The organism is Agrobacterium vitis (assembly GCF_013337045.2).
GTDB lineage: Bacteria > Pseudomonadota > Alphaproteobacteria > Rhizobiales > Rhizobiaceae > Allorhizobium > Allorhizobium vitis_B.
Genome location: NZ_CP118259.1, coordinates 3,550,001 through 3,566,015, shown reverse-complemented (window position 1 = coordinate 3,566,015; position 16,015 = coordinate 3,550,001). Strand labels below are relative to the sequence as shown.

General features: G+C 56.9%; 10 protein-coding genes, 1 tRNA gene, 2 rRNA genes and 2 pseudogenes (1 of these 15 only partly in view). 6 read left to right on the top strand and 9 right to left on the bottom strand.

Annotated elements, in window-relative coordinates; translation table 11 throughout:
- The 3 genes from iolD to G6L01_RS16755 all read right to left on the bottom strand — a co-directional run bounded on the left by iolD (position 1) and on the right by G6L01_RS16755 (position 4,718).
- A complete protein-coding gene (iolD, locus tag G6L01_RS16765; RefSeq protein WP_174089163.1) occupies positions 1 to 1,824 on the bottom strand; it encodes a 3D-(3,5/4)-trihydroxycyclohexane-1,2-dione acylhydrolase (decyclizing) in 1,824 nt (607 codons plus the stop codon).
- Positions 1,825 to 1,852: 28 nt separating this feature from the next.
- Positions 1,853 to 3,757 (bottom strand): bifunctional 5-dehydro-2-deoxygluconokinase/5-dehydro-2-deoxyphosphogluconate aldolase, encoded by a 1,905-nt coding sequence (locus tag G6L01_RS16760; protein WP_070164132.1) that lies wholly within the window; start codon positions 3,755 to 3,757, stop codon positions 1,853 to 1,855.
- A 127-nt stretch (positions 3,758 to 3,884) separates the two neighbouring features.
- Positions 3,885 to 4,718 carry a MurR/RpiR family transcriptional regulator gene (locus G6L01_RS16755; protein WP_070164133.1) on the bottom strand — a complete coding sequence of 278 codons (834 nt, stop codon included), beginning with the start codon at positions 4,716 to 4,718 and terminating at the stop codon, positions 3,885 to 3,887.
- 218 nt (positions 4,719 to 4,936) lie between these two features.
- On the opposite strand from G6L01_RS16755, the gene iolG reads away from it, so the two are divergent.
- A complete protein-coding gene (gene iolG, locus G6L01_RS16750) occupies positions 4,937 to 5,926 on the top strand; it encodes an inositol 2-dehydrogenase (RefSeq protein ID WP_070164134.1) in 990 nt (329 codons plus the stop codon).
- A gap of 299 nt (positions 5,927 to 6,225) precedes the next feature.
- Positions 6,226 to 7,158 carry a hypothetical protein gene (locus G6L01_RS16745; protein WP_337692745.1) on the top strand — a complete coding sequence of 311 codons (933 nt, stop codon included), beginning with the start codon at positions 6,226 to 6,228 and terminating at the stop codon, positions 7,156 to 7,158.
- A 251-nt stretch (positions 7,159 to 7,409) separates the two neighbouring features.
- Here the strand turns inward: G6L01_RS16745 and G6L01_RS16740 are convergent.
- The 3 genes and pseudogenes from G6L01_RS16740 to G6L01_RS16730 all read right to left on the bottom strand — a co-directional run bounded on the left by G6L01_RS16740 (position 7,410) and on the right by G6L01_RS16730 (position 9,839).
- Positions 7,410 to 8,173, bottom strand: a protein-coding gene (locus G6L01_RS16740) for an IS5-like element IS869 family transposase (RefSeq protein WP_139190091.1) whose coding sequence is annotated in 2 segments (ribosomal slippage) — positions 7,410 to 7,858 and positions 7,858 to 8,173 — 765 coding nt in all. Because the reading frame shifts where the segments join, the coding sequence is not laid out codon by codon here.
- Positions 8,174 to 8,390: 217 nt separating this feature from the next.
- A complete protein-coding gene (locus tag G6L01_RS16735) occupies positions 8,391 to 8,627 on the bottom strand; it encodes a DUF2274 domain-containing protein (RefSeq protein WP_070167482.1) in 237 nt (78 codons plus the stop codon).
- Positions 8,624 to 9,839: pseudogene (locus G6L01_RS16730) on the bottom strand (TraB/TrbI/VirB10 family type IV secretion system protein). Before G6L01_RS16730 ends, G6L01_RS16735 begins: the two are co-directional and overlap by 4 nt.
- Before the next feature lie 119 nt (positions 9,840 to 9,958).
- Here G6L01_RS16730 and istA point away from each other — a divergent pair.
- The 4 genes and pseudogenes from istA to G6L01_RS16710 all read left to right on the top strand — a co-directional run bounded on the left by istA (position 9,959) and on the right by G6L01_RS16710 (position 14,254).
- Positions 9,959 to 11,557 (top strand): annotated as a pseudogene (gene istA, locus G6L01_RS16725) (IS21 family transposase).
- Positions 11,547 to 12,359 carry an IS21-like element helper ATPase IstB gene (gene istB / locus G6L01_RS16720; protein ID WP_070167559.1) on the top strand — a complete coding sequence of 271 codons (813 nt, stop codon included), beginning with the start codon at positions 11,547 to 11,549 and terminating at the stop codon, positions 12,357 to 12,359. Before istA ends, istB begins: the two are co-directional and overlap by 11 nt.
- A 163-nt stretch (positions 12,360 to 12,522) precedes the next feature.
- Positions 12,523 to 13,182 carry a recombinase family protein gene (locus tag G6L01_RS16715; RefSeq protein WP_234892049.1) on the top strand — a complete coding sequence of 220 codons (660 nt, stop codon included), beginning with the start codon at positions 12,523 to 12,525 and terminating at the stop codon, positions 13,180 to 13,182.
- Positions 13,067 to 14,254 carry a recombinase family protein gene (locus G6L01_RS16710; RefSeq protein ID WP_337692773.1) on the top strand — a complete coding sequence of 396 codons (1,188 nt, stop codon included), beginning with the start codon at positions 13,067 to 13,069 and terminating at the stop codon, positions 14,252 to 14,254. Before G6L01_RS16715 ends, G6L01_RS16710 begins: the two co-directional genes overlap by 116 nt.
- Here G6L01_RS16710 and G6L01_RS16705 read toward each other — a convergent pair.
- The 3 genes from G6L01_RS16705 to G6L01_RS16695 form a co-directional block, all read right to left on the bottom strand.
- Positions 14,211 to 14,287: transfer RNA gene (locus G6L01_RS16705), tRNA-Met, on the bottom strand. The two genes, G6L01_RS16710 and G6L01_RS16705, sit on opposite strands and share 44 nt — an antisense overlap.
- A gap of 131 nt (positions 14,288 to 14,418) precedes the next feature.
- Positions 14,419 to 14,533: ribosomal RNA gene (rrf, locus tag G6L01_RS16700) — 5S ribosomal RNA — on the bottom strand.
- Between the two features lie 337 nt (positions 14,534 to 14,870).
- Positions 14,871 to 16,015: ribosomal RNA gene (locus G6L01_RS16695) — 23S ribosomal RNA — on the bottom strand; it runs 1,654 nt beyond the window's last position.

Below are 16,015 nucleotides of genomic sequence, written 5' to 3'. Positions count from 1 at the left end.
TTAATGTCTTTCCTTGAGCGCTGCCTCGTAGCGGGCGCGAGCCTGTTGCACTTCCTTGCGGTCTGAAACTTCTGGCACCGCCACATCCCACCAGTACCCGCCAGCTTCCGGCGTTGGGTAAGGATCGGTGTCGATGACAATCACGGTGGGTCTTGTGGCATCGCGGGCGCTATTCAGCGCGGCTTCCAGCTCGGCGATGGTTGTCACCTTGCGGCTATCTGCTCCCATGGATGCAGCATGAGCGGCAAAATCGATCTGTGGCGCGTGGATATGCGAGGTGTGGGCGTAAAGATTGTTAAACTCGGCCCCGCCCGTGCCCATTTGCAGGCGGTTGATGCAGCCGTAGCCCCGGTTATCGGTGATCACCACGGTGATTTTCACACCCAGAGCGCAGGCCGTGACCAGCTCGGAATTCATCATCATGTAAGAGCCATCGCCAACCATGACGATCACGTCACGCTCCGGCTCGGCCATCTTGATGCCCATGCCGCCTGCAATCTCATAGCCCATGCAGGAGAAGCCATATTCCATGTGGTAGGACAGTGGCAGTTTGGATTTCCAGAGCTGGTGCAACTCGCCCGGCATGGTGCCAGCGGCGCACATCACCACGGTATTGTCGCGGGAAGTGCGCTGCACGGCACCAATCACCTGCATGTCGGTGGGCAGGCTGTTGCCATCCTTTGGTGCGGCGGTGACGGCATCGGCTTTGGCAAACCATTCGGCCTTCAGGCTTGCATCCGGTGCCGCAAAACGATGATCGCCCAAAGCGGACGAGATCAATTCCAGACCGATTTTCGCATCCGCCACCAAAGGCAAGGCATCATGCTTGGCGCTATCGTAAGGCTGCACATTCAGCGCCAGAATCTTGCGGTTCGGGTTCTTGAACAGCGCCCACGACCCGGTGGTAAAATCCTGAAACCGTGTGCCAACTCCGATCACGAGATCCGCACCCTCGCAAACCGTGTTGGCACTGGCCGCACCCGTCACGCCGACGGGTCCGAAATTCAGCGCATCATCCCATGGCAGGGCCGATTTTCCGGCCTGGGTTTCCACCACCGGAATCTGGTGGTTTTGGGCAAAATCCAGCAAGGTTTGCGTGGCGCCGGAAAAATGCACGCCGCCGCCTGCAACAATCACTGGGCTTTTGGCGGATTTGATAGCGGCAATCGCTGTTTCCAGCTCAAACGCATCGGGCTGCGGACGGCGGATGTGCCATATTTTGGGTGCAAAAAAGCTCTCAGGATAATCATAGGCCTCGGCCTGCGTGTCCTGACAAAAGGCCAGCGTTACCGGGCCGCAATCGGCGGGATCGGTCATGGTGCGAAAGGCGCGGGGCAGGGCTGTCAACAAATGTTCAGGCCGGGAAATGCGGTCGAAATAGCGGCTGACGGGGCGAAAGCAATCATTGGCCGACATCACGCCATCATTGAAATCTTCCACCTGCTGCAACACCGGATCGGGTCCGCGATTGGCAAACACATCACCGGGTAAAAGTAGAACAGGAAGACGGTTGACATGCGCCAAGGCCGCAGCCGTGACCATATTCAGCGCACCGGGACCAATGGAGGAGGTGACAGCCATAGCACGGCGGCGGCCAAGCTGTTTGGCATAGGCAATGGCCGCGTGCGCCATGGATTGCTCATTCTGCCCGCGCCATGTGGTGATGCTATCTTTTGCTCCCTGCAAGGCCTCGCCCAGACCCGCAACATTGCCATGACCGAAAATGGCCCAGACGCCAGCAATAAACGGCACGCCTTCCGGCGTCATCTGATTGGCAAGGTAGCGCACCAGAGCCTGAGCGGCTGTCAAACGCACCGTTTTCATGTGTCTCTCTCCCTGAAACTTCAAAGGCTCAAGCGTGTGAACGCGCCCGATCCCATACCTGACACAGCGATGTGTATTTACCCACCATGTCCGCAATCGCATCGTCATCCGATAATGTGCCAGCTAACCACTTGCGGGCCGCATCGCCAAAAATGGTGCGCCCAACGGCAAAACCTTTCACAAGATCAAAGCTGGCTGCCGTTTTAAAGCTCTCCTCCAGCTCTGCCGCTGGTGCATCCAGACCCAGCACAACAATCCCTCGCGTATAGGGATCGTTGCGGGAAATGGCGTCAACGGCTTTGGCCCAAGCCCCGGCAGTTTTCATCGGCTCCAGCTTCCACCAATCGGGATAGACGCCGATGTCATAGAAGCGCTGGATGATGGTGGCCGCTGTATCATCATCGGTGGGGCCAACCTTGGATGGGATAATCTCCAACAGCATTTCAAGCCTGTTACGGCGTGCAGCCGTAAAAAGACGTTTTACCGTATTTTCTTGGGTTTCCTTCAAGGCTGCATCATCATCGGGATGATAGAAGCACAGCACCTTGACGACATTCTCCACCGGCCATTCGGTGAGGCCACCGAAATCCTCACCCAGTTCCGGCTCCAAAGTCAGCGGGCGAGAGCCGGGCCATTCGACCGGACGGCCAACCCAAAGACCAGACCCGGAGGCCTGATAGAGCGCATCACGGCCCAGACGGCTATCACACAAAATGCCATAACCGGGCTGACCATTGGCCACCTGCTGCGCGGCTTTTAGGCACAGTTGCTTGAAAGCCCCGATCCGCTCATAGGAAACACCGGCCTCATCACACATGGCTTCCAGCTGCATACGGTGATCGAAGGCAAATACCCGCATCTGCGGCCATTCTCCATCGCGGTTGGTAGACCAATGCACCTGCTCCAGCGCCGCATCCTTGCGCAAAGCCTTGTTGCGAATGCCGGTTTTGAAGAAATAATCCAGCTCTTCAAGGCTGGGATAGGCGGGCGTGCAGCCGTGGCGCGACACGGCAAAGGCACCGCAGGCGTTGGCATATTTCAACGCCGTGGGCCAATCCTTGCCCGTCAACCAGCCTTTCAGCAGGCCAGACATAAAACCATCGCCAGCCCCCAGCACGTTGAAGACCTCGATGGGGAAACCTTCTCCCGTCTGGCCATCATCAAGACTGTCTGGAATATCGCCATCAAATACCACAGCGCCCAAGGCACCGCGCTTGCACACCAACGTGGCCTTGGAAACCTTGCGCACGGCCCGCAGCGCTTCCACCGTGTTGGTAGAACCGCCCGCAATGTGGAATTCTTCTTCCGTGCCAACAATCAGATCAAACCAATGCAGGGTCGATTGGAGTTTGGTGGTGACGGCTTGCGATTCGATAAAGCGGCTTTCGCCATCGCCATGGCCCGCCAAGCCCCAGAGATTGGGACGGTAATCAATATCCAGCGCAGTTTTTGCACCATTTTCCCGCGCCAACCGCAGCGCTTTCAGCACCGCCGCTTCGGTATTGGGGTGGGATAGATGCGTACCCGTGACGCAAACACACCCGGATTCTGCCACAAAAGCCGGATCTATATCATCCTCGCACAGCGCCATGTCGGCGCAGTTTTCCCGGTAGAAAATCAAGGGAAACTGGTGCTCATCACGAATGCCCAGCAAAACCAGCGCTGTTAGCCGTTTGGGGTCCGTCTTGACGCCCCGCACGTCCACGCCTTCGCGCACCAACTGTTCGCGGATGAAGCGGCCCATATGCTCATCGCCCACGCGGGTGATCAGCGCCGATTTCAAACCCAACCGGGCCGTACCAGCTGCAATATTGGTAGGGGAGCCGCCGATATATTTGTTAAAGGAGGCCATATCTTCCAAACGGCCACCCACTTGCGCGCCGTAAAGATCAACGGACGAACGGCCGATGGTGATCAGGTCAAGTTTTGGCACGCTTTCCTCCTTGGACGCGACAGGGCTTGTTTCTCCTGCCGTCAATGACCTCACTCCCGGAAGGTCATTCTATTATCGCTTAAAAATGGACTATATATTCTATTTTTGAACCCATCAACACAAATGTTCAATCCTGCTGCCGGGCCGTTCCCACCGCAACCGACAGCGCAATGGCCAGACAGAGCGTGGCAGAGAGTGAGCGGAATGCCCCAAAATCCACCTCGGCGACTGAGAGGGTTATTGCCCCCAGTTTGCGAAGCGGATTGACCACCGTATCGGTAATGGCCACCACGGAAATACCCCGCGCTGAGACTTGCTCAACCAGATCCAGCGTCTCGGTCGAGTAGGGCGCAAAGGTAATGGCCAGCACCACATCACCACCCCGGATGGCATGCTGGCTTTCCAGCTTGCCAACGCCACTGTGCAGCATGGCTGGAACTGCCATTTTTTCAAAGGCATAGGCAATATAGCTCGCCACCGGAAAGGAGCGGCGCAAGCCGACAATATGGATCATTCCAGCCGTGCTGAGGCACGCCACGGCCTGTTCCAGCAGGTGCGGATCGACCGTTTGCAGCAATCCTTCCAGCGACACGCGCCCCGCCTCGACAAATTCCGCCAAAAGCGCCGTTGGGCTGCCCGATTCTGTGTCGCGCAAGTGGTGCAAACGGGTGGAATAATCCGGCCAACCGCCAACAAAAGAATCCCGAAACAGCTTTTGCATCTCGGAAAATCCAGAAAAACCAAATATTTGGCAAAATCGCATAAAGGCAGAGGGCTGTACGCCTGCCCCTTCCGCCATTTCGGCCACAGTCGAGACGGCAATACGATCCTTATTGGCGGCTACATAGTCCGCGCATTGCTTGAGCCTTTTCGGCAAAGTGTCAGACACCTGCACCAGCCGTTCTTCAAAGGCTTTAATGCTATCGGGCGCGGAGGTCTCTGCAACTGTGGTATCAGACATGGTTGGTTTATTGCCTCAAATTTTGCATCAACGTCTTTGGCGGCAGTGCTCTAAACCGCCTTGACAGGAACACTATCCCAATCTAGCAAAATAGAACATATATTCCAAACGAGGATTGCCGCAACAGCTGACACCTGTCAAAAACTGCGGTGGGTTTGAGAGCGTTTAACGTGTCATGTGCTTGGCCCGAATGGTGCCAGGCCAGGGAGGAGAACATCATGGTGAAGAAACTGGCCCTTCTGGGCGCAGGCCGTATCGGCAAGGTGCACGCCAAGGCCATTGGCGAAGACAAGCGCGCCCAATTGGTGGCGGTTGCAGACGCTTTCCCTGAGGCTGCCAAGGCGATTGCCGATGCCTATGGTGCCGAGGTCAAGACCATTGAAGAGATCGAGGCGGATGCCTCGATTGATGCGGTGTTGATCTGCACCCCCACCAACACCCATTCCGATCTGATCGAACGGTTCACTGCCGCTGGCAAGGCCGTGTTCTGCGAAAAGCCGATCGATCTGGATGTGAAGCGGGCGGAAGCCTGCGCCGAAGTGGTGCGTGCCAACGGCGGCAAGGTGATGCTGGGCTTTAACCGTCGTTTCGATCCCCATTTTCAGGCCGTTCGCAAAGCGATTGATGATGGCAGGATCGGCAAGGTTGAGATGGTCACCATCACCAGCCGCGACCCCGGCGCGCCGCCGCCAGAATATATCAAGGTTTCTGGCGGTATTTTCCGCGATATGACCATCCATGATTTCGACATTGCCCGCTTCTTGCTGGGCGAAGAAATCACCTCGGTGATGGCATCCGCTGCCGTGCTGGTGGACCCGAAGATTGGCGAGTTGGGTGATTTTGATAGCGCCAGCCTTGTGCTGACCACGGCGTCTGGCCGTCAGGCGATCATTTCCAACTCGCGCCGCGCCACTTATGGCTATGACCAGCGCATTGAAGTGCATGGCTCGGAAGGCTCGGTGGCGGCTGAAAACCAGCGCCCGGTTTCCATCGAGATCGCCACCAAGGACGGCTACACCCGTCCGCCGCTGCATGATTTCTTCATGACCCGCTATACGGCGGCTTATGCCGCTGAAATTTCGGCTTTCCTCGACTTTATTGAAAGTGGAAAGGCACCATCGCCATCCATCGAAGATGGCTTGATTGCGCTGAAACTGGCTGATGCCGCAGTCAAAGCTGCCAAGGAAAAGATTGTCGTTACGCTGTAATCGAGATTGTCCCCAAAGGTTAATAGCCGGGTTTTTCCAAAACCCGGCTATCTGCAAGGCATGTTGCCAATCACCAATACCTGAACATCCTTGACTGCGTCATTCCTTAAATCTGACCCGATTTAAGGAGAGGATTATGCAGCAAATTTAGAGTGCTACAGCATCCTGCCAGTGGGTTTCAGCCACGGTAAGGTTCGCAAAGCAACCGATGTTCCAGGAAGATGTGCATGACAGTCGCTCCCAATTTTTTCAAATTCATCAGGCTTCTCTCCGTCTTCGCTTTATCATCGGTAGCCTCCATGGCAACAGCCGCAGAAGGACCATCTCGCCTTCCGGACTGGCTGAAAGACCATGTGGGGGAAGGAACCGGCCAGATCGCCCCTGTCGTCCTGGACAGGGCGCGCGCGCTCTACCTCGCGAGAATGGCGGAAGGGAAGGTCAGCAACGCCTGTTACTTCGCAATGGATGCCACACGGCCGAACGACCGTACCGACGGCGCCTCCGGAGGCCGTTTCTATGTCATCTGTGAAGCAGACCGATCCTTTCGGGTCATATCAGCGGGACACGGTGGCGGGCGCAACCTTGGTGGCGTCGCCAATTTCTCAAACGGACGAGAATGCGCCAAGAACTTTGGTAACGCCCTGGATTCAAACCTGACGGCGGGCGGCGCTTACATGACGAGCGAAATCAAGACGTCCTTCAAAGGCTACTACCGCACATCCGCCAACCAGGAATCTTTCCTGACGCGTTCTTTCGTACAGTTCGATGGAACCGGTGAGACCGCCAATGCCCGCCAGCGGGCTATTGGCGGGCACGCGGCGGCATTGGTCTCCGGGATTTGCATGCTGAAAAAGCCTGACAGCACCTATGCCAATCGAGACGGCTATGTCCCGCGCGGTAATCTTGTCACATACCCCGCTGGTCGCAGTGACGGCTGCACAAGTTGGTCGCCCGACGACGCGCCTCAAGTCCTGTCGCTGGTCAAGGATAACCCCACCACCCTCTACATCTATCCTGAGTCGCGAGACATTAACGCAGTTTCCCGGGACTTGGCGGCAGGCCGAATCTCGTCAGGGAATAAGACCTATTGGAATAATGCCTGCCTGAAGGAAATTGGCTCCCCGACATTCTGGCCCAAGGAAAAGCTCGAGCCGATTATCGCTCAGTACAAGCAGGATCATCCCGCACCTCCGCCCCGTCCTATTCCGATCTGTGACGTACCATCACATTGATTGTCGATTTTCATCGAAAACGGGTTAGAAGTTGATAATCCCTTTCCGTATTGACGTGCCCCAATAAATTAGGCCATTTTGAACTGAACTTTTCCGCTTATGCTCCCTGGTGGGAAGAAAAGTGGCTTGAGCGCTATGCCGATCACCAGCTGCCCAACGCAAAAAGCCCCGTGATGGGGTTTTGTTGGGATCTCGGGGATTTTTGGTTGCGGGGGCTCGCAACCAACGATTCCTGCGACTAGGCCGTAGACTCATAACGATCTGATCCAAATTCTTGCTGCTGCCAATTTGACAGCGGCGAGAAAGTTCAATGGGTCTTTGTCGTAACGGGTTGCGATGCCTCTGAACTGTTTGAGTTTGCTGAAGAAACGCTCAACGAGATTGCGCTGTCGGTAAACCCATTGGCTGAAAGGGAAGCTTCCCTTCCGATTGCTCTTGGCAGGAATATTGGCCCATGCCTGCCTTTGCTTTGCAAATGCTCTGATCGCGTTGGTATCGTAGGCCTTGTCCGCCAGCAGGATCGCACCCTTGGAGATTGTCTGTAACAATGGTTCTGCCATGCGACCATCATGGGTTTGACCGGCTGTGAGTGCGAGACGGATCGGTCGGCCATCGGCATCGACAACGGCGTGGATTTTGGTGGTCAAGCCGCCACGGGAACGTCCCATGCAGCCATCGTGTTGATCCCCCTTTTTCCCGTGGCCGCATGTTGATGAACACGGACACAGGAGCTGTCGATCATAACGATATCGCCGTCGAAAGCCTTGGAAATCTCGCCCAGAACATGATCCCAGACACCCGCCTTTCGCCATCGCACGAACCGGTTGTAGCAGGTTGTATATGGACCATATCGATCAGGAACGTCTGCCCAGGGTGAACCTGTCCGAAACCGCCACAAGATGCCGTTGATCACCCGCCGGTCGTCAACACGTGGCACCCCACGCGGCTTGTTGGGCAACAAGGGCTGGATGACAGTCCATTCGAAATCGGTGAGATCAAACCGGCGACGGGTCATGAGAGGCCTCCAAATCAAGGCCTCAGTGAATCAAAATCAGGCCGATTTGCAAACCCGGTTTATGAGTGTGCGGCCTAGTCTGGCATCCGGCACAGCGAGCCGTATCCAAGCTTCGCCAATTGGCACGTGCGCTTGAAGCGCATAGGTCGCCATGTCGCTAGTGAGATCATATGCCTCCAGCGATCTTAAGTCGTGTGATGGCCACCAAATCACTTTTCTACAGACTTGTGGACGAACTGGTACGCTTCGCCTTGGTAAACCCCTTATCCGTCGCCATAAATCTCTGAAGCATCGGAGCAACGAGTTTGGTTGGATCGGGTGGAGTAGCTTCGCCAGCGGTGCGCGCAAGGATCGCAGCATAGGCCTGCAAGTTCCTGAACACCGGTGCGGGCAGTTCGACAGTAATCTTGACAGGGCGATCGTCGGGAATGGCGGAGAGCCTGAGTTTCGTCATGTCGGTTCCTTCCCCGCTCCATACGGTTTCATCACCAGATCGCGGTTGACGATAATCCGGACAGGGAAACCTGGCCGGATCGTCAGCGTCGGCTGAATGTTGAGCTGGCGACCGACGATCTGCTGGCCGATATCGGAAGCGCTGTCCTGAGCGCTTTCGCGGATGGCGCTGGCAATGTCGCTTTCCTCGTCGACCGAGAGTTCCGTACCTATACCGAGCAGCGTCGAGAGCGCGGCGGCCTTGAACAGCTGTCCCCAGTGATAATCCACTTCGTCCTCGAGCCCGGAGAACCCTTGAGTGTCGGCGCCCTGCAGGCGCTCCAATACGATGGACGAACCGTCCGGCATGATAAGGCGGTTCCAGATCAGCAGCACACGGCTCTGCCCGAAGGCAACCTGACTGTCGTATTGACCGATCAGACGGGCGCCTTGCGGAATGAGGAGATACGAGCCGGTCGGGCTGTCATAGACGTGTTCCGTCACCTGCGCGGTGATCTGGCCGGGCAGATCGGATTTGATGCCAGTAATCAGGGCCGCTGGAATGATGGTACCCGCCTGCACCACATAGGGGGACACCTTCTCCTGCAAGCGGTCGGCACTGACGGTTCGGTCAGTCTCGTCGTTGAGGAAGGCGAGCTTGCGGTCCTGCATGTTCTGCGCGGACCCGCCGTCCAGCGGCGGCGTTTCGGACGGAATCGGCATGCCGGTGCCGGGATCGACGGCAGAAGCGGGTGCAATTGCCGATGCGATTGTCTGGCCTCCCATCGTTCGCTCACCACGACTGTCAGTGAACATCTTTGCCACACGGGCGGCCTCGATCTCTGCAAGGCGTCGTTGTTCCTCTGGATCGACGCGCGGTGTCTGAATGTTCGGTGTTACGACCGGCGCCCGCCTCCTGTGCCCGAAGGATCGGCCGACCGAGGTCCCCCGGCAGCGCCGGACCCAGTTTCGGAATATTGGTGTAATCTCTCGGCAAGCCGGCCAGACCATCGGCTGGCGTCGTGTTGTCGGTATTATAGAGTTCCGTCGCGGACTGGTTGCCGCGGCGGTTGGTATCAAGCGCCCAGAACAGTGCCGCCGCGATGGCGATGCTGGCCACGCCGCCGAGACCGATCAGCACCTTGCGAGACAGTCGCGTGACCCGCCGCGGCTCGGGCCGCAAGCGCAGTTCGGCCTGAAGGCCCATGTCCGATGATTTTGCAGCCGCTGTCATCGGCGGCTGTTGATTTCCAGTGAGAACTGACCCGGTAGCACAGGATATTTCCATCGAGAATTGACCCATGTTTGAACCTTGCCCTGCGTGTTTTCAGCGGGGGCTACGGAGTGATCGACATGGCGTTACTGAGCGTGATCCGACGCTGGCATTTTCGAGACCACATATCGATCCGGGAGATTTGCCGCCGGACCGGCCTATCCCGGAACACCATCCGCAAGTATCTCCGTCTTGATGGCGTGGAACCAGTGTTCAAGGTGCCGGAGCGGCCGAGCAAGCTTGATCCTTTTGCCGACCGGCTGTCAGCGTGGCTGCGGACGGAAGCCAAGAAGAACCGGAAGCAGCGGCGCAACCTGAAGCAATTACATGCCGATCTGATGAGCCTTGGCTACGATGGATCGTATGGTCGGGTTGCTGCTTTTGCTCGGGAATGGAAAGCTGATCTGCAAAGAGAGCTGCAGACCACGGGGCGTGGGACGTTCGTTCCGCTGGCCTTTGATCCGGGTGAGGCCTTCCAGTTCGACTGGTCGGAAGACTGGGCAATCATCGGCAATGAGCGCACCAAACTGCAGGTGGCCCATACAAAGCTTAGCTATTCCAGGGCGTTCATCGTCCGGGCGTATCTTTTGCAGACGCACGAGATGCTGTTCGATGCCCATAACCACGCGTTCCGTGTCTTCGGCGGGGTGCCACGGCGCGGCATCTACGACAACATGCGCACGGCAATCGATAAGATTGGACGCGGCAAGGAGCGCGACGTCAACATCCGCTTCATGGCAATGGCCAGCCACTACCTCTATGAGCCGGAGTTCTGCAATCCGGCGTCTGGTTGGGGTGAGGAGGAAAAGAAAACAGTCCAGTGAACTGTTTTCCCGACGAACGCCCGGAGCCCAAGCGCAGGGCCGGGTGGCCAGGTCGAGAAGAATGTTCAGGATTCGCGCCATCGGTTCTTTCAACCGACACCACGCTTTCCATCGTTGGAAGCCCTGAACGACTGGCTGGAGCTTCGATGCAAGGAGGTTTGGCAGCAGACCCCGCACGGAAAGATGCGTGGCACGATCGCTGACCTCCTGGCCGAGGAAACAAAAGCTCTGATGCCAACGACGCGTGTCTTCGATGGTTTTGTCGAGCATACCAAACGGGTGTCCCCGACTTGCCTGGTTCACTTCGATCGCAATCGCTACAGCGTTCCGGCATCCTTCGCCAATCGACCCGTCAGCATTCGAGTTTATCCAGACCGTATCGTTGTTGCAGCGGAGGGTCTGATCATATGCGAGCACCCTCGCATCATCAGCCGTTCGTATGACGGGCCTGGGCAGACGGTTTACGATTGGCGGCACTATCTTTCGGTCGTGCAGCGCAAACCCGGCGCTCTTCGCAATGGTGCGCCGTTCGTCGATCTTCCCGAAGCCTTCAGAACGCTGCAGCAGCACCTGCTCAAAAAGCCGGGCGGCGATCGAGAGATGGTCGATATCCTGGCGCTCGTTCTTCAGCACGACGAACAGGCAGTGCTATCGGCAGTCGATATGGCTTTGACGTCCGGTGTTCCGACCAAAACCCATGTGCTGAACCTGTTGCATCGCCTCGTCGATGGCAAATCCTCGACACCACCGACGATCGACGCGCCGCAAGCTCTTACACTTGCCAACGAGCCCAAGGCCAATGTCGAACGCTACGATACCCTGAGGAAGACTGCGGAGGTCCGCCATGCGTCATAACCCAGCCAGCGGCGCGATCGTTATCATGCTGCGCCAACTCAAGATGCACGGCATGGCTCAGGCAATCGGTGAGCTCACCGAACAGGGATCACCAGCTTTTGAGGCTACCATTCCTATTCTGTCGCAACTGCTCAAAGCGGAAACGGCAGAGCGGGAGGTCAGATCAACCGCCTATCAGCTCAAGATTGCCCGCTTCCCGGCCTATCGCGATCTCAACGGCTTCGACTTCTCGAGCAGCGAGATCAACGAGGCGCTCGTGCGCCAGCTCCATCGCTGCGACTTCCTCGATGATGCCAATAACATTGTCCTGGTCGGCGGCCCTGGCACAGGCAAAACCCACATTGCGACCGCCTTGGGTATCCAGGCGATCGAGCATCATCATAAGCGCGTCCGGTTCTTCTCGACAGTCGAATTGGTCAACGCGCTTGAACAGGAGAAGACGCAAGGTCGCTCAGGGCAGATCGCCAATCGGCTTGTCCATTCCGATCTCGTCATCCTCGACGAGCTGGGCTACCTGCCGTTCAGTGCGTCAGGTGGCGCGTTGCTATTCCATCTCCTGAGCAGGCTCTACGAACGTACCAGTGTCGTCATCACCACCAACCTGAGCTTCAGCGAATGGGCCTGTGTCTTTGGCGATGCCAAGATGACCACGGCGCTGCTCGACCGCCTGACCCACCACTGCCACATCCTCGAAACCGGAAACGACAGCTTCCGCTTCAAGAATAGCTCAGCTCATGAACCGAAAAACACGAAGGAGAAAAACAGGAGCTTGACCACTACACCAGACCCGAAACATATCTAAAAGGAGGGTCAAATCTCGGTGGAAATAACGGGTCAGTTCTCAGTGGAAATCAACACTCCGGGAACTTGTCCGCTTGCTTGCGCGACAGGCTGCCCGTAAATTCGTCGAAGCCGAGCAGGAGCGTGCCACCCGCGAACGCCTCCTCAAATAGGGAGGCCATCTCATGAAGGTTGCGCTCTACGCACGCTATTCATCTGACAATCAGCGCGATGCCTCCATTGAAGACCAGCTTCGCATTTGCCGCACGCGTGCCGAGCGTGAAGGCTGGACAATCGTGGACAGTTATACCGATCGCGCCATCTCCGGTGCCTCTCTGATCCGTCCGGGTATCCAGGAACTGATCGCCGACGGACTGAAGCGGCGCTTCGACGTCATCCTGACGGAATCACTCGATCGCCTTTCGCGCGACCAGGAAGATATTGCCGGACTTTACAAGCGTATGCGCTTTGCCGGCGTCAGCATCGTTACGCTTTCGGAAGGAGAAGTCAGCGAACTCCATATCGGCCTCAAGGGCACGATGGGCGCGCTCTACCTGAAAGATCTCGCCGACAAGACCCGGCGTGGCCTGCGCGGCCGGGTAGAGGAAGGGCAAATCCGGGGGCGGGCTCTGCTACGGCTACGACGTCGTGCGGCACGTCGAACCATCAAGCGAAACGAACCGCGGCGAGCGCACCATCAACGAGCCGGAAGCCAATATCGTCCGGCGGATTTTTACGGAATATCTGGCTGGCAAGTCCTCGCGCACGATCGCCATGGTGCTGAACGGCGAAGGGGTGCCAGGGCCGCAAGGCAGCGAATGGGGACCCTCCACCATTCATGGTAATCCCAAACGCGGGACCGGAATTCTCAACAATGAGCTGTATATCGGGAAACTGGTCTGGAACCGCCTTCGCTATTTGAAGGATCCGGACACCGGTAAACGCGTATCCCGTCCCAATCCGGAAACCGATTGGGTCGTTCAGGACGTGCCGGATCTGCGCATCGTCGATCAGAACCTCTGGGATGCGGTGAGAAAGCGGCAGGAGCAACTGGCGCTGGAGCCCGGAACCCAGCCCGGCGACAATCGTATCCTGAACGAACGCCGCCGGCCAAAACACCTGTTCACCGGCCTCGTCAAATGCGGCTGCTGCGGTGGCGGTTATTCGATGATTTCGAAGGACATGCTCGGCTGCACCAACGCCCGGACAAAGGGGACTTGCGACAACCGGTTGAACATCCGCCGCGACACGCTTGAACAATCCGTACTGAACGGGCTCGACAAGCATCTGATGGAACCGGAGCTCTACAAGGAGTTTTGCGCGGAGTTCACGCGCGAAGTGAACAAGGCGCGGATGGAGGCTCGCGTTTCCATCGACGCCGCGGAAACTGAGACAAAACGGATCGACCGGGAGCTTGAGAAGATCCTTGATCTCTATCTCAAGGACGCTATGCCGGTGGATGTCGTCAAGGAACGCAGCACCAAACTCGAAGCTCGCAAGAAAGAGCTGGCCGGCTTCCTCGATGATACGGAAGAACCACCTCCCCTGCTCCATCCCAATCTGGCGAAGTATTATCATGAGGAGATCGCTGCTCTCCACGACCAGCTTGGCAACGAGGAGACACGGGCATTGGCGGCCGACAAACTCCGCACGCTTGTCAGCCGCATCGATCTCGTGCCCGATGGTGCGGAACTGGTGATCGTGCTGCGCGGCGATCTTGCCGCGATCCTGACGTTTGCATCTGGCAAAAGGAAGCCCGAATTTCTCAACGAGCGGGCAATCCTCGAAGACCTCATGGGAAGAGTCGCGTCTACTGAAGCCAATAAACGCAAAAAGCCCCGTGATGGGGTTTTGTTGGGATCTCGGGGATTTTTGGTTGCGGGGGCAGGATTTGAACCTGCGGCCTTCAGGTTATGAGCCTGACGAGCTACCGGGCTGCTCCACCCCGCGTTATATATAAGTGTAATTATCAACGTAAGAAGGGTCGCTTTATGCGACCCTTTTTTGTTGTCGGCAGGGCCGAAGATAGTGAGAGAAGAGTGTTTTGATTTTGGATTTTTTAACAACATTGCCATTAGCAGACCTGGCAGCGACCTACTCTCCCGCGTCTTAAGACGAAGTACCATTGGCGCAGGGGCGTTTCACGGCCGTGTTCGGAATGGGAACGGGTGCGGCCGCCCCGCCATGACCACCAGGTCAGCTAAGGGCAATGTTGATGCTTCGCATCAACATTGTTCCCTTTTCTTTGGCAAACCCATCTTCTTCGCTTGCGCTCAGAAGGGTGCCAAAGCGTTAATACGGAACCGTATTGATGCTTTGCATATGTGAGAAGCTGGCGGGCGTTGCCCGTTTTTTTTGTGAACACGTCATTCGTCGACGTTTTGCTTGGCACCTTCGGACGAAGTCCGCAAGCGCAAAGCGCGTCGCCGATCGTTCGGCGCCCTCGCGGAGCATAGGCTCGTATACGAGCCGCTCATGCGTGAGCGCTAAACATATGGCTCATCGACGAAGTCGATGAGCATGGTCAATGAGAACGATTAAGCCAATCGAGCTATTAGTAACGGTAAGCTTCGCAGGTTACCCTGCTTCCACACCCGTCCTATCAACGTGGTCGTCTTCCACGGCTCTGATAGGGAATACTCGTTTTCAGGTTGGTTTCCCGCTTAGATGCCTTCAGCGGTTATCCATTCCATATATAGCTACCCTGCTATGCCGTTGGCACGACAACAGGTCCACCAGAGATATGTCCATCCCGGTCCTCTCGTACTAGGGACAGATCCTGTCAATATTCCTACACCCACGGCAGATAGGGACCGAACTGTCTCACGACGTTCTGAACCCAGCTCACGTACCGCTTTAATTGGCGAACAGCCAAACCCTTGGGACCTGCTCCAGCCCCAGGATGCGATGAGCCGACATCGAGGTGCCAAACAACCCCGTCGATATGGACTCTTGGGGGTCATCAGCCTGTTATCCCCGGCGTACCTTTTATCCGTTGAGCGATGGCCCTTCCACGCGGGACCACCGGATCACTATGACCGACTTTCGTCTCTGCTCGACTTGTCAGTCTCGCAGTCAGGCGGGCTTATGCCATTGCACTCGACGACCGATTTCCGACCGGTCTGAGCCCACCATCGCGCGCCTCCGTTACTCTTTCGGAGGCGACCGCCCCAGTCAAACTACCCACCATACACTGTCCCGGATCCGGATAACGGACCGCGGTTAGACATCCATGACGATAAGGGTGGTATTTCAAGGATGGCTCCACTCGAACTGGCGTCCAAGCTTCAAAGCCTACCACCTATCCTACACATGCCGACACGAATGCCAGTGTAAAGCTATAGTAAAGGTGCACGGGGTCTTTCCGTCTGACCGCAGGAACCCCGCATCTTCACGGGGAATTCAATTTCACTGAGTCTATGTTGGAGACAGCGGGGAAGTCGTTACGCCATTCGTGCAGGTCGGAACTTACCCGACAAGGAATTTCGCTACCTTAGGACCGTTATAGTTACGGCCGCCGTTTACTGGGGCTTCGATTCAAAGCTTGCACCTCTCCTCTTAACCTTCCAGCACCGGGCAGGCGTCAGACCCTATACGTCGTCTTGCGACTTCGCAGAGCCCTGTGTTTTTGATAAACAGTCGCTACCCCCTGGTCTGTGCCACCCCTCTCCACTTGCG

Coding starts and splice junctions, on each gene's coding strand:
- G6L01_RS16715 (WP_234892049.1), top strand. CDS start 12,523: ATGAAGGTTGCGCTCTACGCACGCTATTCATCTGACAATCAGCGCGAT.
- iolG (WP_070164134.1), top strand. CDS start 4,937: ATGGTGAAGAAACTGGCCCTTCTGGGCGCAGGCCGTATCGGCAAGGTG.
- istB (WP_070167559.1), top strand. CDS start 11,547: ATGCGTCATAACCCAGCCAGCGGCGCGATCGTTATCATGCTGCGCCAA.
- G6L01_RS16745 (WP_337692745.1), top strand. CDS start 6,226: ATGGCAACAGCCGCAGAAGGACCATCTCGCCTTCCGGACTGGCTGAAA.
- G6L01_RS16735 (WP_070167482.1), bottom strand. CDS start 8,627: ATGACGAAACTCAGGCTCTCCGCCATTCCCGACGATCGCCCTGTCAAG.
- iolD (WP_174089163.1), bottom strand. CDS start 1,824: ATGAAAACGGTGCGTTTGACAGCCGCTCAGGCTCTGGTGCGCTACCTT.
- G6L01_RS16755 (WP_070164133.1), bottom strand. CDS start 4,718: ATGTCTGATACCACAGTTGCAGAGACCTCCGCGCCCGATAGCATTAAA.